General features: G+C 63.0%; 24 protein-coding genes and 6 pseudogenes. 14 read left to right on the forward strand and 16 right to left on the reverse strand.

Going from position 1 to position 24,680, the window contains the following annotated elements; all coding sequences use genetic code 11:
- Positions 1-26 precede the first annotated feature (26 nt).
- The 7 genes from ACRAQ3_RS16395 to ACRAQ3_RS16425 all read right to left on the reverse strand — a co-directional run bounded on the left by ACRAQ3_RS16395 (position 27) and on the right by ACRAQ3_RS16425 (position 5,343).
- Entirely contained in the window at positions 27-1,253 is a 1,227-nt protein-coding gene (locus tag ACRAQ3_RS16395) for a lytic transglycosylase domain-containing protein (RefSeq protein ID WP_432256566.1), read from the reverse strand.
- A complete protein-coding gene (locus tag ACRAQ3_RS16400) occupies positions 1,237-1,404 on the reverse strand; it encodes a hypothetical protein (RefSeq protein ID WP_432256313.1) in 168 nt (55 codons plus the stop codon). The genes ACRAQ3_RS16395 and ACRAQ3_RS16400 overlap by 17 nt, the downstream gene beginning before the upstream one ends.
- Positions 1,404-3,749, reverse strand: a complete 2,346-nt coding sequence (locus tag ACRAQ3_RS16405) for a type IV secretion system protein B4 (protein ID WP_432256314.1) — start codon at positions 3,747-3,749, stop codon at positions 1,404-1,406. The genes ACRAQ3_RS16400 and ACRAQ3_RS16405 overlap by 1 nt, the downstream gene beginning before the upstream one ends.
- Positions 3,739-4,017, reverse strand: a complete 279-nt coding sequence (locus ACRAQ3_RS16410) for a type IV secretion system protein VirB3 (protein WP_432256315.1) — start codon at positions 4,015-4,017, stop codon at positions 3,739-3,741. The genes ACRAQ3_RS16405 and ACRAQ3_RS16410 overlap by 11 nt, the downstream gene beginning before the upstream one ends.
- A 12-nt stretch (positions 4,018-4,029) precedes the next feature.
- The gene (locus ACRAQ3_RS16415; protein ID WP_432256316.1) at positions 4,030-4,320 is read right to left on the reverse strand and encodes a TrbC/VirB2 family protein; all 291 of its coding nucleotides are present in this window, start codon (positions 4,318-4,320) and stop codon (positions 4,030-4,032) included.
- Positions 4,317-4,934 (reverse strand): lytic transglycosylase domain-containing protein, encoded by a 618-nt coding sequence (locus tag ACRAQ3_RS16420; protein ID WP_432256569.1) that lies wholly within the window; start codon positions 4,932-4,934, stop codon positions 4,317-4,319. The genes ACRAQ3_RS16415 and ACRAQ3_RS16420 overlap by 4 nt, the downstream gene beginning before the upstream one ends.
- 64 nt (positions 4,935-4,998) lie before the next feature.
- The gene (locus ACRAQ3_RS16425; protein WP_432256317.1) at positions 4,999-5,343 is read right to left on the reverse strand and encodes a hypothetical protein; all 345 of its coding nucleotides are present in this window, start codon (positions 5,341-5,343) and stop codon (positions 4,999-5,001) included.
- A gap of 207 nt (positions 5,344-5,550) precedes the next feature.
- Here ACRAQ3_RS16425 and ACRAQ3_RS16430 point away from each other — a divergent pair, with 207 nt between their 5' ends.
- The gene (locus ACRAQ3_RS16430; RefSeq protein WP_432256318.1) at positions 5,551-5,814 is read left to right on the forward strand and encodes a hypothetical protein; all 264 of its coding nucleotides are present in this window, start codon (positions 5,551-5,553) and stop codon (positions 5,812-5,814) included.
- Between the two features lie 1,818 nt (positions 5,815-7,632).
- On the opposite strand, the gene ACRAQ3_RS16435 is transcribed toward ACRAQ3_RS16430, so the two are convergent.
- The 4 genes from ACRAQ3_RS16435 to ACRAQ3_RS16450 all read right to left on the reverse strand — a co-directional run bounded on the left by ACRAQ3_RS16435 (position 7,633) and on the right by ACRAQ3_RS16450 (position 10,794).
- Positions 7,633-8,838 (reverse strand): type II toxin-antitoxin system HipA family toxin, encoded by a 1,206-nt coding sequence (locus ACRAQ3_RS16435; RefSeq protein WP_432256319.1) that lies wholly within the window; start codon positions 8,836-8,838, stop codon positions 7,633-7,635.
- A gap of 276 nt (positions 8,839-9,114) precedes the next feature.
- Positions 9,115-10,161 carry a reverse transcriptase family protein gene (locus ACRAQ3_RS16440; RefSeq protein ID WP_432256320.1) on the reverse strand — a complete coding sequence of 349 codons (1,047 nt, stop codon included), beginning with the start codon at positions 10,159-10,161 and terminating at the stop codon, positions 9,115-9,117.
- Complete coding sequence (locus tag ACRAQ3_RS16445) at positions 10,148-10,459, reverse strand: helix-turn-helix domain-containing protein (protein WP_432256321.1); 312 nt, start codon at positions 10,457-10,459, stop codon at positions 10,148-10,150. The genes ACRAQ3_RS16440 and ACRAQ3_RS16445 overlap by 14 nt, the downstream gene beginning before the upstream one ends.
- A gap of 176 nt (positions 10,460-10,635) precedes the next feature.
- Positions 10,636-10,794, reverse strand: coding sequence for a hypothetical protein (locus tag ACRAQ3_RS16450; RefSeq protein ID WP_432256322.1), 159 nt, complete (start codon positions 10,792-10,794; stop codon positions 10,636-10,638).
- A 362-nt stretch (positions 10,795-11,156) separates the two neighbouring features.
- Between ACRAQ3_RS16450 and ACRAQ3_RS16455 the strand changes: the two genes are divergently transcribed.
- From ACRAQ3_RS16455 to ACRAQ3_RS16470, 4 genes and pseudogenes are all read left to right on the forward strand, one after another.
- Positions 11,157-11,432, forward strand: coding sequence for a type II toxin-antitoxin system RelE/ParE family toxin (locus tag ACRAQ3_RS16455; RefSeq protein ID WP_432256323.1), 276 nt, complete (start codon positions 11,157-11,159; stop codon positions 11,430-11,432).
- Between the two features lie 9 nt (positions 11,433-11,441).
- On the forward strand, positions 11,442-11,759 hold the full coding sequence (locus tag ACRAQ3_RS16460) for a HigA family addiction module antitoxin (protein ID WP_432256324.1): 318 nt from the start codon (positions 11,442-11,444) through the stop codon (positions 11,757-11,759).
- Between the two features lie 75 nt (positions 11,760-11,834).
- Entirely contained in the window at positions 11,835-12,224 is a 390-nt protein-coding gene (locus tag ACRAQ3_RS16465) for a hypothetical protein (RefSeq protein ID WP_432256325.1), read from the forward strand.
- 386 nt (positions 12,225-12,610) lie between these two features.
- Positions 12,611-13,156 (forward strand): annotated as a pseudogene (locus tag ACRAQ3_RS16470) (helix-turn-helix domain-containing protein); the annotation flags it as partial.
- Between the two features lie 67 nt (positions 13,157-13,223).
- On the opposite strand, the gene istB reads toward ACRAQ3_RS16470, so the two are convergent.
- Both istB and istA read right to left on the reverse strand, forming a co-directional pair.
- Complete coding sequence (gene istB, locus ACRAQ3_RS16475) at positions 13,224-14,069, reverse strand: IS21-like element helper ATPase IstB (protein WP_432256326.1); 846 nt, start codon at positions 14,067-14,069, stop codon at positions 13,224-13,226.
- The gene (gene istA / locus ACRAQ3_RS16480) at positions 14,066-15,322 is read right to left on the reverse strand and encodes an IS21 family transposase (protein ID WP_432256327.1); all 1,257 of its coding nucleotides are present in this window, start codon (positions 15,320-15,322) and stop codon (positions 14,066-14,068) included. Before istA ends, istB begins: the two co-directional genes overlap by 4 nt.
- A 151-nt stretch (positions 15,323-15,473) precedes the next feature.
- Here istA and ACRAQ3_RS16485 point away from each other — a divergent pair.
- From ACRAQ3_RS16485 to ACRAQ3_RS16500, 4 genes and pseudogenes are all read left to right on the forward strand, one after another.
- A pseudogene (locus tag ACRAQ3_RS16485) lies at positions 15,474-15,812 on the forward strand (ISNCY family transposase); the annotation flags it as partial.
- A 65-nt stretch (positions 15,813-15,877) separates the two neighbouring features.
- Positions 15,878-17,092: an IS256 family transposase gene (locus ACRAQ3_RS16490; RefSeq protein WP_432256328.1), complete on the forward strand. Its 1,215-nt coding sequence runs from the start codon at positions 15,878-15,880 to the stop codon at positions 17,090-17,092.
- A 198-nt stretch (positions 17,093-17,290) separates the two neighbouring features.
- Positions 17,291-17,632 (forward strand): hypothetical protein, encoded by a 342-nt coding sequence (locus ACRAQ3_RS16495; protein ID WP_432256329.1) that lies wholly within the window; start codon positions 17,291-17,293, stop codon positions 17,630-17,632.
- Between the two features lie 166 nt (positions 17,633-17,798).
- Positions 17,799-17,969, forward strand: a pseudogene (locus ACRAQ3_RS16500) (helix-turn-helix domain-containing protein); the annotation flags it as partial.
- 30 nt (positions 17,970-17,999) lie between these two features.
- Here ACRAQ3_RS16500 and ACRAQ3_RS16505 read toward each other — a convergent pair.
- Positions 18,000-18,890 carry a cation transporter gene (locus ACRAQ3_RS16505; RefSeq protein WP_432256330.1) on the reverse strand — a complete coding sequence of 297 codons (891 nt, stop codon included), beginning with the start codon at positions 18,888-18,890 and terminating at the stop codon, positions 18,000-18,002.
- A gap of 100 nt (positions 18,891-18,990) precedes the next feature.
- On the opposite strand from ACRAQ3_RS16505, the gene ACRAQ3_RS16510 reads away from it, so the two are divergent.
- Together ACRAQ3_RS16510 and ACRAQ3_RS16515 are read left to right on the forward strand one after the other, a co-directional pair.
- A protein-coding gene (locus tag ACRAQ3_RS16510) for an IS5 family transposase (protein WP_432256331.1) occupies positions 18,991-19,748 on the forward strand; the annotation gives its coding sequence in 2 pieces (ribosomal slippage) (positions 18,991-19,327 and positions 19,327-19,748; 759 coding nt in all).
- 112 nt (positions 19,749-19,860) lie between these two features.
- Entirely contained in the window at positions 19,861-20,889 is a 1,029-nt protein-coding gene (locus ACRAQ3_RS16515; RefSeq protein ID WP_432256332.1) for an IS110 family transposase, read from the forward strand.
- Between the two features lie 247 nt (positions 20,890-21,136).
- Here ACRAQ3_RS16515 and ACRAQ3_RS16520 read toward each other — a convergent pair.
- Positions 21,137-21,505: pseudogene (locus tag ACRAQ3_RS16520) on the reverse strand (hypothetical protein); the annotation flags it as partial.
- 69 nt (positions 21,506-21,574) lie between these two features.
- Here ACRAQ3_RS16520 and ACRAQ3_RS16525 point away from each other — a divergent pair.
- Both ACRAQ3_RS16525 and ACRAQ3_RS16530 read left to right on the forward strand, forming a co-directional pair.
- Positions 21,575-22,547: pseudogene (locus ACRAQ3_RS16525) on the forward strand (IS3 family transposase); the annotation flags it as partial.
- Between the two features lie 87 nt (positions 22,548-22,634).
- On the forward strand, positions 22,635-23,597 hold the full coding sequence (locus tag ACRAQ3_RS16530) for an IS1595 family transposase (RefSeq protein WP_432256333.1): 963 nt from the start codon (positions 22,635-22,637) through the stop codon (positions 23,595-23,597).
- Here ACRAQ3_RS16530 and ACRAQ3_RS16535 read toward each other — a convergent pair.
- Positions 23,554-24,021, reverse strand: coding sequence for a hypothetical protein (locus ACRAQ3_RS16535; RefSeq protein ID WP_432256334.1), 468 nt, complete (start codon positions 24,019-24,021; stop codon positions 23,554-23,556). The genes ACRAQ3_RS16530 and ACRAQ3_RS16535 overlap by 44 nt on opposite strands.
- A gap of 62 nt (positions 24,022-24,083) precedes the next feature.
- Between ACRAQ3_RS16535 and ACRAQ3_RS16540 the strand changes: the two are divergent.
- Positions 24,084-24,254, forward strand: a pseudogene (locus tag ACRAQ3_RS16540) (integrase core domain-containing protein); the annotation flags it as partial.
- Between the last annotated feature and the right edge of the window lie 426 nt (positions 24,255-24,680).

Below are 24,680 nucleotides of genomic sequence, written 5' to 3' on the forward strand. Positions count from 1 at the left end.
CCGGCCGATCCTATTCGAGAAAGGCGTCACTCGAAGTCCTCCATGCGCATTGCCTCGAAGCGCCGCTCCTGCGCCTGCGCTGCGGCCATCGCGATTTGCTCGGCAGACAGCGCTCGGGTCCGCGCCGCCTTAAGCCGCGTGCGGATGGCCACCAGCCGCGCCAGCTCGGCTCGGGCGTAGCTGTTGAGGGCGTAGGCCTCCTGGACGTCTTCGGTCTCGCCGATCCGTGCGATGATCGCAGCGATGCGCGTCGCCGCCGCATGCACCGAGGTCAGGGCATAGTCGCCATACACGCCTGCACCATGCGCGGTCATGCTCATGCTCGCATTGGCAAGCATGACCGGATCGATGGTGCCGCGCGCCTCCACGCCGCCGATGCGGCGCAGGTAGTGGTTGTAGCGGGCAGGGACGGCGTGCACGTAGTGCTGCGTTTCCGCGAAAGGGGGCACGCCGCCATAGTCCTGCACGTGGCCGGGGCCCGCATTGTAGGCCGCCAGCGCGTGAATGATGTTGCCCTCGAACATCTCCAGCATCGCGGCGAGATAGCGGGCGCCGCCCTCCACCTGCAGATAGGGGCTGTCGTAATACTCCGGGTGGATGCCGAGGTCGCTGGCCGTGCCGGGCATGATTTGCGTGAGACCGAAGGCGCCGACCGGCGATCTGGCCCCAATCGTGAAACGGCTTTCCTGCCAGATCAGGGCTTGGAGAAGCGCGCGCCATTGCACGACCGAAAGCCCGGCCGCGCTGATCCCGGGGCGGCCATGCGTGGCCTTGGCCACGCGGATGATCAGCGCCTCGATCGAGCCGCTGGCATCACCGAAGCGGTCCGTGACCGCGCCGCCGCCGCTGGCCGGGTCCGGCGCGCCGGTCTTGTCCCGAGTGGGGCCGAACATCTGGGCGGCGCCGGGATTGGTGTCGACCGCGGCGTAGAGCGTTTCCGAGGCCGACGGATCCGAGCCTCCCTCTTCGAGAGCTGTCACCAGGCCGGGCACATCCGTGTCGCCGATGCTGGCCGCCGCCTGGATATCGGCCAGGGCGTCGAGCTGGTCCTGCTCGAGTGCGACCAGTCGCTCTGCCGTCTCCAGAACCTCGCGCTGCACCAGCAGATCGCGCCTGGTCTGCGCAAGAAGGAGCTCAATCTGCGCGCTCTTTTGGGCATCGAACACCGGCAGGCCCTGCGCGTGGCCCAGGCCGGGCGCGAGCACCAACGAGGCGCAGATCCCGAGCACCCCATGCCTAGCCGACCCCGTCATGGGCGACCTCCCACGGCTCGGCGGGCACCGGGGTGAAGCGGCACGGGCCCTTCTCTTGCACGAAGCCAAAGCAGGTCGCGCGCGAAGGCGTGTCGCCGCAGCCGGCAAGGCTCATCGCCATGAGAAGGGCAATCGCAGACACAGCTTTCATCAGATCCTCCAGAAATCAGGGCGGGTGCGGTAATCGGCGCCGACCAGCGCCTCGCCCTTGTCCATCCCGCCCAGCACGGTCAGAAGATCGCCCAGCGGGCTCAAATCGGCGTCGATCAGCACCGCACCCTGATCGTCGCGCACCAGCCCCAGCCGCGACGTGCTGCCCGAGTTGAGCAGCACATCGAGCTCCTTTTCCTGCAGGCCGAGCAGATCGTAATCGCCCCGGCGCGCGCGGATGTTGGGCAGCAGGATCTGGGTCGGGACCGCCTCGACGATGGTCTGGCCGACCGTCGTGCGTTTGAGCTGGCTGACATATTGGGTCATCATCACCACGACCGCGTTTTGCTTGCGGGCCGTGACCAGCCAGTTGCTCAGCCGCTCCGCGAAGTAGGGGTTGTCGAGCGCCTTCCAGGCCTCGTCGATGATGATGATCGTGCGCCGCCGGTCCTCGATCTGGCGCTCCACCCGGCGAAACAGATAGGAGAGCACCGCCATGCGCTCCTTGTCGCTCTCGCTGTCCAGAACCCCGGTCAGATCGAACCCCACCGTCTCGCCCGCGAGCGAGAAGCTGTCCTCCTGGTTGGTCCCGAAGATCCAGCCGTACCGCCCGCCTTCCGTCCACTCGACCAAGCGCTCGTGCAGATCGCCCTCGTCATCGGTCGAGCTGAACAGCGAGGCCAGGTCGGTCCAGTTGCGCAGATCCTCACGCGCCTGCGCGTTCTGGCGCACGATCTCCTGGATGCGGTTGACCTGCGTGGGCGCAAGCGGCCTGTCGGGGCGGTGGATCAGCGCCGACAGCCAGTCCGCCAGCCAGGCCTGGCCGCGCGCATCGGTCTCCGTGCGCAAGGGGTTGAGACCGGTTCGCTCGCCGGCATGGATCGAGGTGTAGCGCCCGCCATTGGCGCGCACCGCCATTTCCATCCCGCGCCGGTAGTCGAAGACGAAAAGCCGCGCCCCGGCGCGCTTGGCCTGGGTCATCAGGAAGGCCGCGAGGACCGACTTGCCGGAGCCGGGGCGCCCCAGGATCAGCGTGTGGCCGCCCGTGGGCTCCTTGTCGGGCCGGCCCTCCTCGTGGAAGTTGAAGCGAAAGCCGCCGCGATCCACGGTCGGAAACAGGGTGACGGGCACGCCCCAGGGCACCCGGTCGCCGGTCTTGCCCATCTGCGGCCGGTGGAAGGCGGCGTAATCGGCAAAATTGTGGTTCGTGACCGTGGCCTTGCGGCTTCGCTTGGCACCGTTGCCGGGGTGTTGGGCAAAGTAATGGGTCTTCGCGGCGAAGCTTTCATTGACCATCGTGATGCCTTGGCTGCTCGCGATGTTGCGCAGCTCGGCGCCAATGCTGTCGAGCTCACCTTCGGTTTCGGCAAAGACCGTCGCCGTCATGTGGTGCAGCCCGAAGCTCAGCCGCCCGGTTTCGAGATCGTCGAGCGCGGTCGGCATTTCCTCCATGAGCGACAGTGCCCCGTCATCGGCGGCGCGCCTGAGCCGCATCTGCCGCTTGATCCGCCCCGACATGAGGTTGGAGTTGATGGCGCTGAAGGACTGCGTGACGACCATATCGACGGGCAGGTTCAGCTCGTCGAACATCGTGCAGTGCGAGGTGCTGTGATAGCTCTTGAGGGCATAGGTGGTCCCCACGCGCCGCCCGAGCGGGCCCTCCGACAGATGGAAGTTTGGCCCCTTGAACGTGACCCGGGTGTTCGCCACGTCCTGGGCCACGTAGCCATAGGACGATCCGCGGTGGATCGGGCTTTCCCGGCCCGTGTTCAGCGCGCCCAGGAACCCCAGCAGCTCTCCGGTCTGCGCCGACAGCAGCCGGGCGTTGAGCGGGGCGAAGGTCGATCGCAGGAAACTCGTGACCTCGTTGAGGCGCCGCAGCGCTTTTGTCGTCTCGGCGCGCAGCGTCGCCATCGACGCCGCCCGGCGCAGCGGCACCTTGGCGCCCAGCGTAGGACGGCGCAGGACCGTGAGGGTCAGGCTCTTGTCGCGCAGCCTGCCTCCGTCGAGATGGGCCCGCCAGCGGGCATCGACCGCCTGCGCGAAGTCGCCCTCGGTCACCGCCGGAAGATCATGCGCGACGGGGCGGGACACCTTGTGGACGTAGAAGGCATAATCCGCGCCGGACTGCGCGACGATATGGGCGAATAGCGCCCGGGTCTTGTCGAGAAGCGCGTCCTCGGTGGTGTAGCTGTTGAGACCATCGAGCCGAATGCATTGCATCAGCGCGTTGCCCCGGGTGCGGATCGTCGTGTCGTCGACCAGCGACACGTAAGGCAGCAGCGCGGCCATGTGCCGCTCCCGGGCGAACCAGCGGGGCAGGAGGCCTTCATCCTCAAGGGGCATAGCTGTCACCCCCGTGCCGGCGGCGGTTTCGCGTCGGCGGCGTCTCCTGGAGGGTGGTGGCGATCACGTCGATGAAATGCGGATCCCAATCCGCCGCCTTCCACAAGACCGGGTAGGCGGCGAGGGCGATCAGCGCGACGAGCAGGCTTTGCACCCACACGAAGACCAGCACGGATCCGAACATCCAGATCATCGCGTACATGATCGGCAGGCCAAGGAGCTTGGGCGGCTGCGTCAGTCCGAGATAGACAGGGGAGCGCTCAGACATCGCGCGTCGGCCTCAGGTGTTCCAGATGGTCGAGACGATGGTTGGCGCGGCGGCGACGCCCGCGATGGCGATCACGGTCCACAGTGCCTGCCGGAAATCGAGGATGCCAAACAGCCAGGTCAGGAAGACGCCGATCAGCGCCAGCGTCCCGATCACCATGCCAAGCGGTCCGGTGATCGCGTCGACGATGCCTTGCAGCAGGTCCTGGACCGGCGACAGGTCCAGCTCCTGCGCCAGCGCCGGTTCGGCCAGGGCGCAGGTCAGCACGACCGCCAGCGCCATATGGGTGAGAGTGAGCTTCATCCTAGATCTCCTTGCAGCCGGGCAACGACCCCCATCACCTTGAGGACGTGGTTTCGGGTTTCTCGGTACGGGGGAATGCCCCCGTTCTGGACCACCGCATCGGGCCCCGCGTTGTAGGCCGCGAGCGCCAGGCGCGGGTCCTGGAACCGGGCCAGCTGCTCCAGCAGGTATCGGGCCGACCCGTCCAGGTTTTGCCGCCAATCATGCGGGTCGACCCCGAGGGTGGTCGCCGTGGCGGGCATGAGCTGTCCCAGCCCGATCGCGCCGACGGGGCTGCGGGCGCGCGGGTCGTAGGCGCTCTCGATTTCGATATTGGCGCGGAACAGGTGGCGCCATTGCGACACCGACATGCCGAGCTGTCGCAGCGCGGGATGCGCGCCATAGCGGATGGCTGTCGCATCGATGGCGTGCAGGACGGCCGGCGCGGGGACAGCCACCCGCCCGTCCGGCGCCGCAGGGTCTGGTTTGCCGGCGTCGGCCTTTACCGAGTCGTCCGCGCGCACCGGGCGCAGGCCGGCGCGGACAGGCCGGCGCGCATCGCCGTAGTGCCGCGAGAACGCGCTTTGCGGGGATTGCGCCTCGAGGCGCCCATCCGCGCGCATGACCATGACCAGGCCCTGCGCATGGGCGGTTGGCGGGACGAGCGCGGCGGCAAGGAGAGCCGCGCCGAGAGCGGCGCTATGGCGTGGCGTCCTGTTTGCATTGCCTGCGTTGCAGGGCCCGCGTGCCCGCTTCCAGCGGGATGTCCACGAACTTGCAGCCTTGATCGTAGAGGAAGCTGATGAGCCCGGGCACCGTGCGGAAGTAGCGCGGCGCCAGATCCTTCTCGCCACGCCCGCGGGCGGTGACCAGCAGGTGTTCTTCTCCGTTCTCGTCCGAAACGGCCCGCAGATACCACCGGCCGTACCAGGTGGCGTGCTGCTTGGTGGCGCTTTCCGCGCAGACGATCTCGGCGCGGTAGCCGCGCGCGAGCAGTTTTCTGAATGTCTCTTCGACGACCACATTTGGCGCTGCTTTGAACATGCGTCCGGCCGTGCCTCCCAACTTCCGCAGCAGCGGCAGCAGGCGCCCAGACAAGATGACGCCACCGCTACAATATTGTTATTTTGTCAGCAACCGTGCAGATTGCGTTTTCTGTCGCTTGCACCCGGTTTTGGAGAAACCGGCCGCCACCCAAATTACCATTTCAAAGCAAGGGCTTCAGCCGTGATAGCACATTTCCGCCGCACAATGGTCACAATAGTTATCCTGTCATGCGGCGCGGCGGCGCCCGCGGTCGCGCAGAGCTGCCTGGCGCCGCAAAAGCCCTATCTGCCCTCCGCGCCGGGCGAAGTGCGGGCCTATGCCGATCTGCTGCGCCAGGACTTCGAGACCTATCTCTCGGCGGTGTCGGACTACCTCCTATGCCTGGACCGGGAACGGGCCCGGGCTTTTCGGGAAGCCCAGGACGTCACGGCGCAGTACGAGCGCTTCGTGGAGATCGTGTCCGACTAGCCCGCCCCGGCAGCTCGGGCATGGACCGATCCTGGACCATGGGGCTGATCCTGACGGGGCCACTGGGACGACGGCGTGCCGCCCGCGGACGAACCGCTCTGCGCGCCTCTCCGGTGAGTGGGCGGACGCAGCGCCAATCGCATCTTCACATAATTTCATTTTACGAGAGCCGTTTACAGATCGAAGCTCACGTGGGCCGGTTCGCGACACTGTCGGAGCGCCTCAGCCCATGCACAGCTGGGCGCGTTCGATGAAAGCCGGACAGCCATCGATCTTCGGGCCCGATTGGCCGCCGCGCGAAGGGTGGCTGCGTCTATCCCGCACAGCCCCCGGCGGCGGCTGGCTTTCGCGCCGCAGCGCCTGTCAGACAGCGGTGGCTGTGGAGCGCGTCGTCTCATTCAGGAGAGCTGTTCTTGAGCGGTCCGTCAGGTCGGCGTCGTCTTCGCCCCCCCTTTGGCTGGCTCTCGGCCCCAGAGCGCCGGGCAGCAAATCGTATCGACCCTGCCATGGTCGCCCATTGGCCGCGCCTGGACCGACATGTGTGCGCGAGATCGCAATGCCGTGCTGTATCGGCGCTGCGCGCCCAAGGCCCACGCGGATGCGGCACGCGTCGGCTGGCGGCGGGATCTTGGTCGCAGACGCCCGAACCCGCGGGAGCAGAGCGGCCGTCAGATACGGAGCCGGGGCCATCCTCGAGTGCCCCCGAACTGCAAGATGACTATATTGCAAACGCAGGTTCCAGGCCCGGTGCCGGCAGGGTCACTTTGCCGGAGGCGCCGCTCGCTCAGAGCGCCGTTCACTGCTGCTATTTCGGCGCAGCAAAACGCCGGGCGCGCAGGTGAGAGGGTCCGCCCCCCTGGCACGAAGCCGGGCGCCACGGATTCCGGATGGACCGTGTTCCGGCCGCCGCGTCATGGGACCTATAATACCGGATGGCCAGGCATGGAGCGTCGCCGGGCCTGCAGATGTCGGGCAGGGGAAACGGCCTGGCCCCGAGGGAGTGGAGCCAGGCCAGCACTCGTTAAGAACCAGAAAGAGCATCAACGATAGACCAAAGCCGTTGACGTATGGTCAGCCTCGTCGAGGCAAGAGGGTAAGGGAAGGGCCATTCGCATTATCGAGCGACAAAATCGCGGAGAGCACACCGTGCAATGGCAGGCGATGAGGGAACGGGCGTCCCGTAAAGGGGTGCCTTTGGCGTGGGCGGGTTCGAGATCCAGCCGGTGTCTCAGCTCGGTCGGCGGCAAGGAGGGTGAGCTTCTGTTTCGCGTCGGGCCCACGACGCCAGCGGCCGCTGTGGTGCAAGCAAGCCCGGATATCGCGACACCCTTCATGACGGGTCTTTCCATCCGCGGTTCGGTGCTACCGCCCTGCTGGAACCTGGTGTGTTACAGAGCCGAGGGGAAGGAAAACAGCCCCTCGGCTCCCGGCACGCGTTCGACGGCGTGCTGCAACCGGCAAGGACGGTTCTGGCCGCCCAGGCCGGCATCGGGACAGCTATGAGGTGTCGTCTGCGCCGGCAAGGACTGATGACGGCGCCTTGTCGGCGTGTCCGCCGGCCCCATGTTGTTTATCGGCTGGACGGGTAGTTCGCTCCTCCCGCTTCCAGCCGGGAGGACCGGAGCGTGGCAGCGCTTCGGTTCTCGCAAAGGACGGGGTGTATGCCACGCATCTTGCGGCAGCCCGCTCGGAGGAGCGCCTGAACGCTATGGGCCGGGGACGTTCCAAGACATCGGCGCTGCCCTCGGGCTTTCCAGGGAGCAGGGAGAGCGCCCTTATCCGACCGAGCGAGTAAGAGAGCGGCGATGGCCATGCCCCTCAGGCAGCGGGTCGGGTCCGGCTCACTTCGGCCTCGGACGCGACCGCCGCGTGATGCTGTCGGATCCCTTCAACAAGACCGCCCAGGATGACGGCGGCCGCGGCGGGGTCCAGGCCAAAGCCCGGCGCCATGTCCAGCACCTGCGTTACGCGCGCGGCCCGGTCCGGCACGCAAAGCGCCGTTGCCCGGTGGACACCGTGAGGAATGCGTTTCGGCAGTTTCAGACCAAACGCGGGTGCGAGATCGACGGTTTGGCCCGTCCAGAATAGGGCATGACTATGAGCGGGGGCTCGGCCCAGAAGAGTGTCGAAAGCCGCTCGGCGGAACAACCCTCGGCAGAGCGCGTCCGGATCGCGCGCCCATGCGGCTGCGGCGCCGAGGACATCGCCATGGCATACTTCGCGGCTCGGAGCATCGACGTGGTCGAGGAGAGTCTGCCCGCTGACCATGGCCCGCCGGGCGCCGCTCTCCCCGCGATCGAAGCGCTCTACGAGCAACACCAGCCGGTCCCCGAGACGCCGCAGCTCAAAACGAGGAACGTCGATGTGGCACAGCTGTGCAAGCCGGAGCCCCATATATTCCGCCCGAAGGCCATCTTGCGGGTCACGGCTCTTGCCGAACTTCGCGATGCAAGACCGACCCTCGATGTTCACGAGCGCCTTGGGGGATGTCCCGCCAACTGCCACGGCATGGACGAGCGGTGCTGCCAGATCCCCCGGCAGGGAGAGCCCCTGTTCGATACGACGGGCAGCTTCGGCCAAGGCTTCCAGTTCTGTCTCGGGCGCGATCCGTGTCTCGAAGCTGGTTGCCGACGCTTGAAAGGACAAAACGCCGATCCCGTCGGTTCCTGCGAGCAACCCGTAGGCGATGTCGCCAATTTCATCCGCGCCCGCATCAGCCTCGTGCTGCCCGAGCTGCAAGGCACGCGTGACGCGCCGGCCCCAGGGGCCGGGCAGGGCGTCACGCAATGTCCCGGTGAGACCGGGGCCTGGAAGGGACCGCATTCCCTGCGCCAAAGGCAGGTCAGGGCCGAGCGCGATGGCATTGGAGCGATCGAGGTAGTCCGACATGTAGCCGAAATCATGCCGACCATCCGTACCACGGTGCAGCCGTCCAGCAGGTACGGGCCGGGCCTCGCCAGGCAGCCAAGTCCAGACAAAGGCCGAGGCGGCTTTGGATAAGACGTGCATGCGCGCGGTGGTCAAAGGCCGGGTTCCGTAAAGCGGCGCTCCGACAGCGCCAGGGGCGGTTATAGCTCAACCGCACCCTAAAGACGATGTCCGTGAACCTAAAACAGCCGGGGCCGCGTAGCCGGTAATTTCAGAGCGTTACAGGCTCGTCTTGCAGGTGCCTAAGAACGCCTTGCAGACAAAGAGCTTTTAATCGCCGATTTGCGTGAGGATTGAGACAGGTGGCGGCACCAAGCCACAGCTCTTCATGAAGACAAGTGGCGCAAAGGCTTCTTCAGGATGTTGTGGAATTTAGAACGGAATGTCCTCGCAATCATCGGAAACAGAAGCGACCTTCTGGACGGGAGAGGTGGTTGTCGATCCTACCTCCATTCTCGTCCGACGCTCGCGTCTTATACCTTCAGCAAGATTTGCAAGCTGCTGGCCTCTCGTGGAGGTGGACCCAACAATCTGCCTGATACTTCCAGCGGCCGACAACACCCGCCGGGATGCCTGCTCCCATTCGTCTTCCCTTTCAGCTTCAGATAGGCTGTCCAGAGCCTCTCGAAGCCGTTGATCATACCCATGATCTGGCTTCAAATCTCTCCCGTAAAGCCAAATGCCGGTAATGCACACGCCCTCGCGTGCACTTCGGATACGGATTTTATGCGTTTTGTGACCGTATTCCCGAACGATCCCCCTAATTTCATCAAGGAGATCTGAGGTAATAAACTTCCCAGAAATAGTTATATCGTCGACCCACACCGACATACGAAGCCCCCGAGATCGACAACACTCATATATCTGATCAAACATTTTTCGAAACACAATAGTCATCAAAACTGGGGTGACTGGTGAACCAAATGATGCCCTGTCATCAATAGTCACTAAGTCAGATATCAGGTTTGCCACATCACGATACATACCGAATTCGTTGATAAGCCCTGACCTAATCATCTCTTTTGTGGTCGAAGGGTAAAACTTTTTAATGTCGATCTGCAGGAAGGCCTTTTGACCCGAGTGGTACTCCGCGTTCGTCCTCGTTGTCCTCCCAACCCTTGGACTGAAGATATAATCAGGCTGCTCAATCCTATTGAGCCACGCAGCGAGCTGTTCGTGGGCACCGTAAAGAGAAGATGACTTAGCCGGATAGACCAAATACCTTTTCTTGGCACGCTTTCCACGCCCCGTTACTTGAGAGCGTCGAACGATAGCTGGCTCTTTGTAGTGTACCTCGCGGTGCAAATCGCCCACCGAGGTGCCAACTAACTCAGCTAGAGCTCGCTGCGTAAGCTTTTGAGAAAAGGGCGACCTATCTGCGGGGTAGAGCTCACGCCGTCTCTTCTTACGGCGCTGCATCTAGCGGTTCACTTGGGGCAATTTTCTCAAGAAGTGCAAGTGTCTTACCCGCAATCAGCAGCTTACCTCTAGTCGCAGGCGGCTCTCCCTCCATTTCTTCAGCGAAGAAAAGAAGTTTTGACATTTTGATACCCAGTGCTTGACTGTACTTCTCAAGCAGTCCGAGTGTCACAGCTTTGTTGTCTCGCTCTACTTCGGATATTAAAGATTGAGACACATCGAGCTTGTGAGCCAGTTCAGACTGACTCATGCCGTAGTACAATCTAAGTATACGAAGAGCGTTGTTTATCATTCTCATGGATTGACCCTTTCTGCTTCAACGAAAAGGGGCTCTTATGGGGTCGCCACTCACCCGAGGCTCATCGCGCCCGGACGCTCCAATATTAACGCGGCGATTGCCGCGCTCCGCATGGAAGCAATCGTAAGATTTGGCTATACCCCATAAAGGAAAGGTGTTCGCACCCATCTTCTCGATCAGTCCAGCCCAAAGATGAACCGGATAGCTTCCCAGATAGCTTTCGCCATCTGATAGATACGGTAGGTCGAAAGCCCGCACGTAGTGATCACGGTCCATACCGCGATCCACGCCGACTTCTTCCGGTGGCGACGCTGCTGATGACGCTTCTTCGACATGTTTATTTCTCCTTAGCAGCCGCGAATTTGCGGCCCCACTTCGCCAGGAGTGATAAACAGCAGCGGGTGACCCCAAGGATGCCGCACCCGGCCCACTTCGGGTGCGGCGCGCGCGCGGCGGCGTGCGTCCCCTCCGGTGAGCACAGGACGATGTCGGAGGCTTTAGGCCCCCACAGGGCTCAAGGCCCCAGTCTTTGAGTGGTTCTCCATGTCTCGTCGTCATGTGAGGAAAGATAAGCAACCACTTCAGGGTTTCAAGTATCGCAAGGAGTAATATCTCATTTTCTTCGGCTTCTCGGGCCACACAGCAGAAAGAGTAAGCTATCACTTTACATCTGTCGTCGATCAGCTTACATATAGTCATGATCAAGACCTTTGCGCACAAGCAGCTGAAAGCCCTTTGGGAAACGGGCAAGTCGAAGATCGACGCACGCATGCACAGCCGCATCCTGCGGCGCTTGGATGCACTCGAGGCGGCCACGGCTCCTGAGGACATGAACCTCCCGGGCTTCGACTTCCACAGCCTGCGGGGGCACACGCCAACGCGCTACACCGTCCACGTGAACGGTCCGTGGTGCATCACTTTCGAGTTCCGCGACGGCGACGCCTATGTGCTGGACTACGAGCAATATCACTAGGAGGCGAGAATGAGCCGCAACCCTAACCGCTGCCCGACGCATCCGGGCGAACTGCTCCGCGAGGATGTGATCCCCGCGACTGGGAAATCGAAAGCCGAAATTGCGCGGATGCTCGGCGTATCGCGCCAGCACCTGCATGATCTTCTGGCCGAACGGAAGCCCGTCAGCCCGGAAGTGGCCGTGCGGCTTGCTAAGCTGTTTGGGAACGCGCCTCTGGTCTGGATCAGGATGCAAGGGGCCTACGATGCCTGGCACGCCACCCGCGAAGTTGATGTGTCGGCTATCCCGACGCTGAGCGCTTCACATGACCACTCGGCTACGGCCTGATCACCTTGCTAGGAGATTTCTTTGAATCGGCACGAAAGACGGAAAGCTAACAAAGGGAAACCCAAGCAGCCCCGCATGCTTCCTCAGAAAAGCGAAGTGTTTAGGTCTCCTAATCTGAGCAATCGTGAAGTGATTTTGGATGTCGTACCTATGCGACTTTGGGCAGAGAAAAATTTGCCCTTAGAGATGGTTCCCTTCAACTTTGATCATATCGAATGGCTCATGCAGGGAGGGACCGTGGATACCTCTGTTCTGATGAACAGAACCCTTCTCCAAGGCCCCAAGCCCATCATCATATGCCAATCGGAAGTCGGTCGGGGCGATGAAATTGTTGATGGAAACCACACCTATGTCATGGCAGCGACCGCCTATCATATCGCAAAATCAGAAGGTATGGCCGTCCCACCAGGAACCCCAGGTTATACGCTTTCTCCAGAACAGTGGCGGAAGTTCGTGGTGATGTGACGTCTTCGTAACTTATTGGAAGATTACATATCGTAGTCATAGCCTATGTCTCGGGAAACCTGGCGTTCTTGCTCTAGATCCTGTTCGAGATCCTTTTCGCGCAGTCGCTCCTAGGCAGCGCTCAGTTCATAATCTCCACTTCCTATCAATAGCGCGAGAGCCTTTCGCTTACCTAGTTCCACAATCAGCCAAGAGCGCGATTGAACGCTGAGATGGAGCGCAAGGAAAAGATTGGCTTTCAGATTGCCCTCGGCCAAATTACTCATATATTACATAATGATGATTACACGTATAAGTTGTGTGCAGCAGCAAAGCTAAAGTGTCACCCATGAGCAATGCAGAAGTGTCACTCTCGCCTGCACCGAACACAGGCAGAGAGAACGGGCATGGGATGGGTTCTGATGAGCGAGCGCGAGTTGCAGCGCGTCGAGGTTCTGGCGCAGATCGATGACGGTCGGATCGATGTCCAGCGCGGCGGGCACCTGTTGGGGCTGACCCGGCGCCAGATCTTCCGGCTGCTGAAGCGGTATCGTGCGGATGGTGCGGCGGCGATCCGGCACCGGGCGCGCGGGCGCGCTCCGAACAACCGGATCCATGCCGCCAAGCGCGACTATGCCCTGTCGTTGATCCGCGAGAGCTATGCGGATTTCGGGCCGACGCTGGCGGCGGAACGGCTGCGGGACGACCACGGCCTGACAGTCTCGCGCGAGACCCTGCGCAAGTGGATGGTCGCGGACGGCTTGTGGCTGTCGCGCAAGCAACGCCGGGCCTTTCACCAGCCGCGTTTGCGCCGCGAATGTTTCGGCGAGCTGATCCAGATCGACGGCTCGGAGCATCGCTGGTTCGAGGATCGCGGCGATCCCTGCACGCTGCTGGTGTTCATCGACGATGCCACCAGCACACTGATGGAACTGCGCTTCGTCACCTCCGAGTGTCAACGCCGACTGAAGTTTCCCCAGAAGTGCCGAAGTAAAATTCCCCAGTTTCCGGGTGCGGTGATCAGCCGTGCAGTTGATCGATCCTCCCATCTTTCGGGGGGCGCCCTCGGCGTTTTGGCTGCGGAGGCGGCGCGATGGTAGCGTGAGCGCGGGTATGTTCGGGCATGAGGTCGGCATGGGCCCGCAAGCGGTAGCTGGCGCCTTCGATCTGGACGACGATCGCATGGTGCAGGAGGCGATCGAGCAGCGCGGTCGCAACGACCGGGTCGCCGAACACTTCGCCCCATTCGGCAAAGCCGCGGTTCGAAGTCAGGATCATAGCGCCCTTCTCGTAGCGGTGGTTTACCAGTTGGAAGAACAGGTTCGCGCCACCAGGGGTGATGGGCAGGTAGCCGATCTCGTCGACGATGAGCAGGCTGTTGCGGCTGAAGAAGCGGAGCTTTTCCGGCAAGCGGCCGTCGCGCTCGGCCCGACTGAGCGCGTCGATGATCTCAGCCAGGCTGGCGCGGTAGACCCGCTTGCCGGCCCTGACGGCCTCGACGCCCAAGGCAGTTGCGAGATGGGATTTTCCGGTGCCCGGAGGGCCGAGCAGATGCACGACTTCCGCCCGCTCGATGAAGTGGAGTTGCGCCAGCGCCAGAATTCGACCGCGATCGAGCGAAGGCTGGAAGGAGAAGTCGAAGCTCTCGAGCGTCTTGATCGGCATCAGTCGCGCGGTCTTCACCGCGACGGTCACTCTGCGCCCTTCACGCGTGACATGCTCCTCCGCCAGCAGGCCGTCGATGGCTTCGATGGCGGTGATCTCGCCGCGCTCGAGCCGGCGGAGGGTATGGTCGAGCGCCTCGAGCGCCCGGGCCATGCGCAAGCCGACAAGGCTGGCACGAATGCGGTCGAGGATTTCGGTCATTTCCGCAGCCCCTCGCCTGAGGCCATCCGCTTGGCGACGGCATCGTAGAAGGCGAGCGGTCGACGCCCCACCTCTGTCACCCGTCCTGGCATGGCAGGCATCAAAAGCTCAGGCGGTCTCGGCGGCACGGGTCTGCGGTGACTGGGATCGGTCCGCCGCTGGTTCTTGCCCTCCAGCACCGGATGCACGGCGATCAGCACGCGATCCTCGAAAATGCGGATCTCGCGCGGATGGTTCTGGACTTCGACCACGCGTTTGCGGGTGGCGTCCGGCACGCTGTAGAGATTGCCGCCCACCGAAACCATGCCCTCGTGGCTCACGCGCCGCTCCACGGTCAAGACGGCGCTGTAGGGGATGACCGGCAACGCGGTCAGATGTGGGTGCTCTTCGGCGAAATGCTCATCGATGATCCGCCGGGTCGTTGCGTGGAGGCGGGAGTTGGCGATGGTCGTGCGCCAGTCCTCGAACTGGGCATTCAGGTCGTCCATGTTGCGGAAGGTCCGGGCGAGGAAGAAGTCCTGCCGCACATAGCGATAGGGACGCTCGACCTTGCCCTTGGTCTTGGCCCGGTAAGGGCGGCACGCTCTTGGCAGCGCGCCGTAATGCGTGAGTAGCGCGACCAGCGAGCTATTGTAGGTAATCACGCCTTCGGCGTCCTCGTCGATCACCGCCGTCTTCATCCGGTCGTAGAGCAGCTCCTGCGGCGCCCCGCCCATGGAGGTGAAGGCATCGATATGACAGCGCATCACCGTTTGCAGGTCCTGCGTGGCGCAGAAGCGTCCCCAGAGCCAGCGGCTGTGGCCAAGCACCATGGTGAACAGCCAGACGATCCGCACCACGCCGGGCTCATCGGCGAACTCGACCCGGAACTGGGCGAAGTCGACCTGACCCTGACGACCGGCCGGGGTTTCGAAGCGGCGTTCGAAGAGCTTTACCCGACCCGGACGCACTTCGCGAAGGTAGTCGGTGACGGCCGTGTAGCCCCCGCCATACCCCATTCCACGGATCTCCCTTAGAAGCCGTCGGCCCGACAGGTCGGGATAGGCAAGGATCCGTTCGTGCAGATAAGGCTCGAACCCCTCAAGGAGCCGCAGCCGTGGTGCGCGCGGACCGTAGACCGGTGCGGTCACGCCGTTCTCCAGGTGCTTGCGCACTGTCTTGCGGTCGAGCCCGACCTTGCGGGCGATGGCAGAGATCGAAAGCCCCTGCCGTTTCAAGTCATGGATCATGACAACTTCCCCAAGTCTGATCACCCGTCGCCTCCATTCCGGTCGGCATGATCAGGTGATGCGATGTGGCCGCTGCCAAGCTGTGGGGGCATGCCCTCCACAGCTTGGCGCTCAAACCCGGAAAGCTGGGGAATTTTCAAACGGCACTTTTGGGGAGAATACGTCCGGCACTAACACCGAGAGCACGTTCAGCTATTTCGAGGCACTGGAGCGCTACCTGGTGCAACATGGCCGCCCGGTCGCCTTCTACAGTGACAAGCACTCGGTGTTTCGCGTGCCGAAACCCAGCGACCACATGACCGGCATGACCCAGTTCGGTCGGGCCCTGGCGGAGCTGCAGATCGAGATCCTGTGCGCCCATTCGAGCCAGGCCAAGGGCCGTGTGGAGCGCGCCAACCGCACGCTGCAGGATCGGCTGGTGAAGGAGCTGCGTCTTGCCGGCATCTCGGACATCGCGGCGGCGAACGCGTTCCTGCCGGGCTTCGTGGCGCGCTATAACGCGAAGTTCGCCAAGCCCGAGAGTGTCAGATCTTCTGTGTATGAGTGATCCGGTCCATGCTTCTTCGAAAGGAAGCATGCATGACGATCTCCAAGGAACTGCTGGACGAACTTCTGAAGGGCGTAGAGCGCCCTGAGGACCTGCTCGGCGAGGCCGGGCTGATGAAAGAGCTGAAGATCAAGCTCATGGAGCGGATGCTCGGCGCCGAGCTGACGGCGCATCTTGGCTATGAAGAGGGCAAGGAAGCTCCTCAGGGTCAGAGCAATCGCCGGAATGGCGTCTCGACCAAGGTGCTGAAGGGGCAGGACGGCGAGATGCCGGTGGCGGTGCCTCGCGACCGCGACAGCAGCTTCGAGCCGGAACTGGTGAAGAAGGGCCAGACCCGGATCGACGGGATGGATGACAAGATCATCGGGCTCTACGCAGCCGGGCTGACGGTCCGGGACATCCGGACCCATCTACTCGACATCTATGGCCTGCAGGTCTCACCCGACCTCATCAGCCGTGTCACTGACGCCGTTCTGGACGAGGTCCGGGAATGGCAGAGCCGGGCGCTGGAGCGGATGTATCCGATCGTGATCTTCGACGCGCTGCGCGTGAAGATCCGCGATGCCGACAGCCGGACCGTGAAGAACAAGGCGGTGTATGTCGCCCTCGGCGTCACCCGTGATGGCCAGCGCGAGGTTCTGGGCCTATGGATCGCCGAGAACGAGGGCGCCAAGTTCTGGCTCTCGGTGATGAACGAGCTAAAGAACCGGGGCACTCAGGACATCCTGATCGCGGTCGTGGACGGGCTGAAAGGCTTCCCCGAGGCCATCACCGCCGCCTTCCCGGACGCCATGGTCCAGACCTGCGTCGTGCATCTGGTGCGCCATTCCCTGAACTTCTGCTCCTGGAAGGACCGCAAGGTCGTGGCGGCCGACCTGCGCCGAATTTACAGCGCCCCGACCGCCGATTTGGCCGAGGCCGAGCTTGATGCCTTCGAGGAAAAATGGGCCGGGAAATACGCGTCCATCGCGCCGGCCTGGCGTCGGGCATGGCAGGAGGTGATCCCGTTCTTTGCCTTCGATCCGGCGATCCGCAAAATCATATACACCACCAACGCCATCGAAAGCCTGAACCGCGTAATCCGGAAATCCATCAAGACGCGTGGGTCCTTCCCGACGGATGAGGCCGCGACCAAGCTGATCTACTTGGCCATCCGCAACTTCGAGAGGGACGGTCGAAATGTTCGGGAATGGTTTGCAGCCCGAAATCAGTTCGCCATAATGTTCGGCGAGCGCTTCGACGCTTGAGTATTCCAAACCGCATGGGCCGGCCCGGATACACAAAGTTGAGGGCACTCCCCCAAGCCCGCCGCCAGGCCGGACAACCTGCACAGGCCGCTGAATGTCGCGCCGGATCGACTGGTCGAGATCTTCTGCCTGCGCGACAAGCGCTATGTCAGCAAGGATCTGACGCTAAAATACGACCACAAACGCATCCGGCTGGAGGTGAACGATCTGACCCGCGAACTGGTGGGCAAATACGCCGATACCTACGAATTTCCCGATGGCCGCATCCAGATCCGGCACAAGGGCATCGTCCTGCCCTGCGCCATCTTCGATCCGCATCAGCAGCGTGTCACCCACGCCGCGATCACCAAGAACAAGCACCTCGGCGCGGTGCTGGCTCACATCAAGCGACAGCAGGACAAGGCCACGGCTGCACCCGAGGTGCGTCCCGAAAGCGCCCGCACCGGGTATCGCAAGACCGGTCGCCGCAACGACGGCTGGAACTCGAAGCTGGCTCGCCGCGCCCAGGCCCGCGCAGCCGGTCAGGCCTCCGAGAACTGAGGTCTCCGCCCTGCTCGGCTGCGCTCCCGTCAAAACCACCAGCGACACTTCTGCTTTGCAGAGCCGGTGACAATTCTGCTTGTTTGCAACAGTTGATTCGAGTGGTGGATTCACGTTCGAAGTGCAACTTCTGTATAGAAACAGATGGTTACATGGAGAGCAATCGATGGGCACCTGCTACGCACATTTGGATCTCGAAGAGCGCCAGAAACTCGCGCGGTGGCGCGAGGCAAGATTGCCGATGAAAGAGATCGCCCTGCGGCTCGGCCGCGCGCCCTCCACGCTTTACCGGGAGATGCGGCGCAATCGCTTCGTAGACGGCCACCCACGGACTCTCCGTCAGACCGGAGGAAAGACGGGTCTCCGGTCAACCGTCATCATCTGCGTTGCCGGCGGCGGGATCATCCACCTCAACCCGCGGCATGATGGACACGTCATGAAGGCGCCAATGCAGGTCGAGAAGCTGCACCTCGGCTGCCTCCACCTCGTCAGGCGAAACTGCTCCCTCGCGAGGGACGACGTAAATCGTGCCGGTGAGAAACCGGCCCTCTTCGCGTAGACGGAGGCGGCTTTCCCGCACCCAGGGCAGAGCGTCGACACTATCCCGAACTTCGTCGATCAAGGGGTCGAACTCTTTGTCGTCGATCGTCCGCGGCATCTCGTCGCTCAGGTCACGGATCGCGGCTCCTGTGTGCTTGTAGCCGTCATGCAGCACGTCGAGCGCGATCATGATGGCCGCGGCCGCGTCGGCCCACCACCACCCCATCCCGATCCCAAGGATGCCGACCACAGCGGCCAGGCTAGTCGTCCAGTCGGCCTTGTTCATCAACGCATCGGCGTAGAGCGTTTTGTCGTGGAGCTTGCGTGCCGGCCCCATCTTCAGCCGACCAAAGATGACCGGCAGCACGATACTATAGGAGAGGGCTGCGATCATAACCCAGCCGAACCATATCGTGACGCCGAAGAGCTCAAAGCTGCCGATCGTGGCATGTTCCTGCTTGATCAGCGCCATAGAGGAATCGACGATGAGGAAGAGGCCCACGCCCGCCAGCGCCACTGCGCTAACCAGGTATGTGACCGACGTCACCCGGATGTAGCCCAGCGGGAAGTTCTGGTTCGGTTTCCAACCCTCGATCCATGATCCGACTAGGAACGCCACAGGCGGAATGAAACTCAGCAAATCTTCGATCCAAGCGGTCTTCATCGCCTGACTGCTGCCGACGGCGAAGTAGATCGCCGTCACGATCGTCATCAGCACTACGATCCAGATACCTTCCAGCCAGCGTGCGCGACGTAGGCTCAGGACCCATTGATCTTGATGAGGCTGCGTGATTCAGGCTCCCCGAGGAGCATGATCAATGAGCAATCTTTTCTGGCTGACGACCGAGCAGATGGCCCGGTTGCAGCCCTTCTTTCCAAAAAGCCACGGCAAGCCACGCGTCGATGACCGCCGGGTCCTGAGCGGCATCATCTTCGTCAATCGCAACGGGCTGCGGTGGTGCGACGCTCCGAAGGAGTATGGTCCAGCCAAGACCCTCTACAACCGTTGGAAGCGGTGGAGTGACAAGGGCGTCTTCGCCCGGATGATGGAAGGCTTGGCCGCTGAAAGCCCGGAAAGAAAGACGGTCATGATCGACGCGACCTACCTCAAGGCACACCGCACGGCGACCAGCCTGCGGCTGAAAAAAGGGGGCGTGGTCGGCTGATCGGACGCACTAAGGGCGGTATGAACACCAAGCTGCATGCCGTTACCGATACCCAAGGGCGCCCCATTCGGTTCTTCATGACCGCCGGCCAGGCCAGTGACTACACAGGGGCGGCAGCGCTACTGCGCAGCCTGCCCAACGCAGAATGGTTGCTCGCCGATCGGGGGTATGATGCGGATTGGATCCGTGAAGTCTTGAAGGACAAGGGGATCAAGCCCTGCATTCCGGGCCGCAAATCTCGTGCCACGCCCGTCAAGCATGACAAGCGTCGCTACAAGCGCCGCAACAGGATCGAGATCATGTTCGGACGCCTGAAGGATTGGAGGCGGGTTGCCACGCGCTACGACAGATGCCCGAAGGTGTTCCTATCTGCCATCGCTTTGGCTGCGACCGTCTTGTTCTGGCTTTGAAGGTTAACGAGATGCCGTAACGGGGCCTGCGTCATGCATCGTCGTCACCGCTTGCTTGATCAGGACGAGGCTGTTGCCGTTCCCGTATTCGTTCAACGTGGAGGATTACGGGATGAAACTGTTTGTTGGACTGGATGTGTCGCTGGCTAAAGTCGCGATCTGTGTGGTCAGCGAGCATGGCAAGATCAGCAGGGAGGCCGAAGTGGCCTGTGAGCCGGATCCCCTGATCCGCTGGCTGAGGGACCTCGACGGCAGCATTGCCGCAATCGGCTTGGAAGCAGGCCCTCTGTCGCAGTGGCTGCACCGTGCTCTGAACGAAGCGGGGCTGGATCCTGTCCTCATGGAGACGCGGCAGGTCAAGGGCGCGCTCAAGGCTATGCCGATCAAGACGGACCGCCGCGATGCCGAGGGGATTGCACGCCTACTTCACCTTGGCTGGTTCCGGCCAGTTCACTGCAAATCCGTTTCTGCTCAAGAGGTAAGAGCCGTTCTCAGCGCCCGGAAGGCCATACAGCAAGTTATGATTTCTCTGGAGATGTCACTGCGCGGACTGCTCCGCAACTTCGGCCTGAAGGTCGGCGCGATTTCTCGCGGCAAGTTCGAGAACCGCATCCGAGAATTGGCGGATGGAAACGCCATGCTGGTAACGGCAACAGAGCCCATGCTGCGCGCCAGGACCGCGCTGCGCCAAGAACTGGCCGGCCTCGAAAAGCAGGTGCGTCAGTTCGCCCAGGACGATCCGGTTTGCCGCCGCCTGATGACGATGCCGGGGATCGGGGCGGTGGTGGCGCTGACCTACAGGTCGGCAGTGGATGACCCCGCTCGCTTCGTATCCTCGAAGAGGGTCGGGCCTTGGGTTGGCCTGACGCCTTCGCGCAGCCAGTCCGGCGAACGGGATGTTTCAGGCGGCATCACGAAAGCCGGTGACGTAAACCTCAGACGAGCGCTGTGCCAGGCTGCCACCGTCATGATGAACCGTGGCCGGTCGACATGGCTGAGAAGCTGGGGAGCTCAGCTTGCCAAACGCCGAGGACGTAAGCGCGCCATGGTCGCCTTGGCGCGTCGCATTGCAGTCATCCTGCATCGGATCTGGGTCGACGGCACCACGTTCCAGCCAGAGGCTGCCCCGAAGATGAGCTGACCAGCCGAGGCCCTACCCGTTGCCTGCTTGGTTGCAGGCCTTCGAGGTCCCGCAGGGACGTGGTTCCGATGATGCCGTGCTCAGGACTGTCGCTGGTAATGACCAAGCACGCTAATGAGATGGGCACATCGGAATTGCACCGAACCAGCATCTTGTTGGCAGCCATCACGCTGACCACGGACCGAAGCATGTGCCCGAAGGACCTCAAGCGAAGGCCCCCTCAAAGCCGGGAGCGGTATGACTAATGCTACAATCCCTCGCGGCTGCGGGACCGCCAGTCGTGTGTAATGCGCATTGACTGGGACGCCCCCGTTACCGAAGTCCTGACCCTAGGACCAGCTTGACGTATCGGGCCTCCGTCGCCGTGGGCAAATGCCGCATTCTTCGAAGGGCGCTCCTGCGCCTCACTTTTATCGTCGGTCCGGGGCGGATTGCGGGCACCAAGTGATGCTGGGCTGCGCATGCGCTCGCGGGGAACCGGGGCCACGGCGGGATCGGGCACTTCGACGTAATCCCCCGCAATCAATCGGGCTCCTCTATCATACGTCAGGTAGCGCCAGAGCCATTGTAGCGAGACGATCAGCCTATGCTGGAATCCTACCAGGAGGTAGACATGCTGGTCTGCCCCCACTGAAGTGCTCCGCCCACTGAGATAGATTTATCTCGTCAGGAGGAGGACGAAGCGATGGGTGGGAAGCGGGAGAAGCCCGAGGACATCGTGCTGAAGCTGCGGCAGATCGAGGTGCTGCATGGCCAAGGCATGCCGGTTGCCGATGCGGTGCGCCAGGTCGGGATCACGCAGCAGAGCTACTACAGGTGGCGGCGGCAATACGGCGGCATGAGCCGGAGCCAGCTGAAGCGCCTGAAGGAGCTGGAGAAGGAGAACCAGCGGCTCAGGCGAGCGGTCTCCGACCTGACGCTCGACAAGCTCATCCTGGCCGAGGCGGCGCGGGGAAACTGTCTCGAGCCCCTCGCGCCGCCGCCAGTGCATCGACCATGTGCGGCAGGAACTGGGCGTGTCCGAGCGCCGCGCCTGCCGCACACTCGGCCAGCACCGCTCCACCCAGAGAAAGGTGCCGCGTGGCCGGCCGGACGAAGCGCGCCTGACGGCGGATATCATCGAGTTGGCGCGCCAGTATGGCCGCTACGGATACCGTCCCATCACCGCGCTGCTGAAGCAGTCTGGCTGGCAGGTGAACCTCAAGCGGGTCGAGCGCATCTGGAAACGCGAGGGGCTGAAAGTCCCGCAGAAGCAGAAGAAGCGAAGCCGGCTGTGGCTGAACGACGGCGCGTGCGTCCGGCTGCGATCGGAGCGGCCGAACCACGTCTGGTCCTACGACTTCGTCCAGGACCGGACGCATGACGGCCGAGCCTACCGCATCCTCAACATCATCGACGAGTTCACGAAGGAGGCGCTGATGATCCGTGTCGACAGAAAGCTCAACTCCACCGACGTGGTCGATGCCCTGACGGACCTGTTCATCCTGCACGGGCCGCCCGAGTTCATTCGTTCCGACAATGGCCCCGAATTCGTGGCCACGAAGGTGCGGGACTGGATCGAGGCCGTGGGCGCCAGGACCGCCTTCATCGAACCGGGATCGCCTTGGGAGAACGGCTACTGCGAGAGCTTCAACGCCCGCTTCCGCAACGAGCTGCTCCGGTCTTAGGTAGCAGATGCACCAAACCCTTGCTTTGGAGGCCGGGCAGGAACAGGATGGGAACATGTTTCGCGTAGCGAGGCGCTCATGTCCCAGCATTTCCTGCTTTCCGCTGCTGCCCGGACCCTGTCTCTCAGGACGATCTACGAGGAAGGGGAGGACGCCGCATATCGGCGCTTCTGCCGGCTGCGATGGCCCGAGACGGAGGGCGCTCCGGTCTGCCCGCTCTGCGGCTGCCTCGACATCTACGATCTGAACACCCGGCGCCGGTTCAAGTGCGCCGCCTGCCACCGGCAGTTCAGCGTCACCTCCGGCACTGTCTTCGCCTCGCGCAAGCTGGCCTTCGTCGATCTGCTCGGGGCGATCTGCCTGTTCGTGAACGCCGCCAAGGGTCTGTCTGCGGTCCAGCTTTCGCGGGACCTGGACGTGCAGCACAAGACGGCCTTCGTGCTGATGCACAAGCTGCGGGAGACGATGACGCTCGAGACCCGGGAGACCCGGCTCGAGGGGGAGGTCGAAGTGGACGGGGCCATGTTCGGTGGCCAGGTCCGGCCCGCCAACGCGCGCGACGACCGGGTCGACCGCCGACTGCTCGCCAACCGCAGCGGCAAGCGCAGGGTGGTTGTCGTCCTGCGCCAGCGCGGCGGCAGGACGCTGCCCCGGAGCTTCCTGCGTGAAGCCCAAGCTGTCGATTTCGCCCGGGAAAGGATTGCCCTAGGCAGCGTCATCTCGGCCGACGAGGTTGCGCACTGGGACGTCCTCGAGCCCGAGTTCGAGATGAAACGCGTCAATCATTCCGAGGCCTACAGCCGCGAGGGCGTTCATACGAACCTGGCCGAGAGCTACTTCTCGCGGCTGCGGCGCATGATCGGCGGCCAGCACATTCGGGTGGAGGGGCAATACCTCGATGCCTACGCGGCGCACGCCGCCTGGCTCGAGGATCACCGCTTCGACAGCAACGGCGGCCTCGCGGACCGTCTCATCGGCGGCGCGCTGGCGGCGCCGGTCAGCCGGGCGTGGAAGGGCTATTGGCAACGACGCGCAGCGTGACGGCGTCTCCGGCGCTCCAGACGCACATGCCCTTGCGCTTTTCCACCAGCTGGACGAGCCGCCGGTGCCTGGCGTGCCGCAGCGCCTGGACGACCTTGAACACGACCGAGTTCCGCAGCGCCGTGTCCGACACCTCGAGGCCGCGCTCGATCATCACCCGCTCCGCCAGCTCCCGGGTGGTCAGCTCGGCGTCCACCCCCAGATGCTGCACGCAGATGTCGGCGATCTCGCCTTTCTTGAAGAACCCGTGGCTCACGATGTAGCGCGCCCGCCGGCGTTCGGGCGCCGCAAACAGTTCGATCGTCGCGTTCACATGGGCAAGGTCGTGCTTCGCATGCGCGATCTGCGTCTCGTAGGCCTTGATCTGCCCGAGGATCTCGGCGCGTTTCTGCGTCAGCGTCTGGATGATCAGGGGCTCGGCCATGCCACCATTGCAGCGAACTTCATCATCTCGGTCCATCCGGCAATTTGGTGCATCTGCTACCTAAGACCGAGCTGCTCGACGGGGAGATCTTCTACACGCTGCGCGAGGCCCAGATCCTGATCGAGCGATGGCGGAGGCACTACAACACCGTCCGGCCCCACAGCGCCTTGGGATACCGCCCGCCGGCGCCGGAAAGCATCGTGCCCGTCGACCGGAGGCCGACCATGCATTAACAATTAACCTGGAGCACTCAGTTGGGGCAGTTCACCTCGCCCGCGACGTTAAATGCAGAAGGGCGCGGTGACCCTTCAGCGGCCTCCGCGCCATGTCCGCGTCCCGCAACGGCCCGCAACCCTTTGGCGCTGCGCATGCAGGCCGGTAGGGTAAGCAGGGCGGCCTGCCATGGCGCATTTGAGGGCGCTTCACGCCACGGATGAACTGGGTTGCACCCCAAAGAAGCACCCCTGCGCCCTTGCCCCACACTCCGCATGAGCGGTCCTCCACTTCGCGCTCTCCGCCCTCAAGCCGCGCCTCGTCTGCCGTGGCCGACCGAATGCGTCCAGTAGCCCCGCCCGCACGCAACTATCGATTCTGCCTGAATTCAAATATTATACAATCTTGTTATGCAAACTTTATCCAGGCTACGATGCTTGCGAATC

Origin of the sequence: Limimaricola sp. AA108-03, assembly GCF_050847355.1 — a bacterium.
Lineage (GTDB): Bacteria > Pseudomonadota > Alphaproteobacteria > Rhodobacterales > Rhodobacteraceae > Limimaricola.

Excerpts from the sequence above, each read along its gene's own strand:
- ACRAQ3_RS16395 (WP_432256566.1), bottom strand. The coding sequence starts at position 1,253 with ATGACGGGGTCGGCTAGGCATGGGGTGCTCGGGATCTGCGCCTCGTTG.
- ACRAQ3_RS16400 (WP_432256313.1), bottom strand. The coding sequence starts at position 1,404 with ATGAAAGCTGTGTCTGCGATTGCCCTTCTCATGGCGATGAGCCTTGCC.
- ACRAQ3_RS16405 (WP_432256314.1), bottom strand. The coding sequence starts at position 3,749 with ATGCCCCTTGAGGATGAAGGCCTCCTGCCCCGCTGGTTCGCCCGGGAG.
- ACRAQ3_RS16410 (WP_432256315.1), bottom strand. The coding sequence starts at position 4,017 with ATGTCTGAGCGCTCCCCTGTCTATCTCGGACTGACGCAGCCGCCCAAG.
- ACRAQ3_RS16415 (WP_432256316.1), bottom strand. The coding sequence starts at position 4,320 with ATGAAGCTCACTCTCACCCATATGGCGCTGGCGGTCGTGCTGACCTGC.
- ACRAQ3_RS16425 (WP_432256317.1), bottom strand. The coding sequence starts at position 5,343 with ATGTTCAAAGCAGCGCCAAATGTGGTCGTCGAAGAGACATTCAGAAAA.
- ACRAQ3_RS16430 (WP_432256318.1), top strand. The coding sequence starts at position 5,551 with ATGGTCACAATAGTTATCCTGTCATGCGGCGCGGCGGCGCCCGCGGTC.
- ACRAQ3_RS16440 (WP_432256320.1), bottom strand. The coding sequence starts at position 10,161 with ATGCAGCGCCGTAAGAAGAGACGGCGTGAGCTCTACCCCGCAGATAGG.
- ACRAQ3_RS16445 (WP_432256321.1), bottom strand. The coding sequence starts at position 10,459 with ATGAGAATGATAAACAACGCTCTTCGTATACTTAGATTGTACTACGGC.
- ACRAQ3_RS16450 (WP_432256322.1), bottom strand. The coding sequence starts at position 10,794 with ATGTCGAAGAAGCGTCATCAGCAGCGTCGCCACCGGAAGAAGTCGGCG.
- ACRAQ3_RS16455 (WP_432256323.1), top strand. The coding sequence starts at position 11,157 with ATGATCAAGACCTTTGCGCACAAGCAGCTGAAAGCCCTTTGGGAAACG.
- ACRAQ3_RS16460 (WP_432256324.1), top strand. The coding sequence starts at position 11,442 with ATGAGCCGCAACCCTAACCGCTGCCCGACGCATCCGGGCGAACTGCTC.
- ACRAQ3_RS16465 (WP_432256325.1), top strand. The coding sequence starts at position 11,835 with ATGCTTCCTCAGAAAAGCGAAGTGTTTAGGTCTCCTAATCTGAGCAAT.
- istB (WP_432256326.1), bottom strand. The coding sequence starts at position 14,069 with ATGACCGAAATCCTCGACCGCATTCGTGCCAGCCTTGTCGGCTTGCGC.
- ACRAQ3_RS16490 (WP_432256328.1), top strand. The coding sequence starts at position 15,878 with ATGACGATCTCCAAGGAACTGCTGGACGAACTTCTGAAGGGCGTAGAG.
- ACRAQ3_RS16515 (WP_432256332.1), top strand. The coding sequence starts at position 19,861 with ATGAAACTGTTTGTTGGACTGGATGTGTCGCTGGCTAAAGTCGCGATC.
- ACRAQ3_RS16530 (WP_432256333.1), top strand. The coding sequence starts at position 22,635 with ATGTCCCAGCATTTCCTGCTTTCCGCTGCTGCCCGGACCCTGTCTCTC.
- ACRAQ3_RS16535 (WP_432256334.1), bottom strand. The coding sequence starts at position 24,021 with ATGGCCGAGCCCCTGATCATCCAGACGCTGACGCAGAAACGCGCCGAG.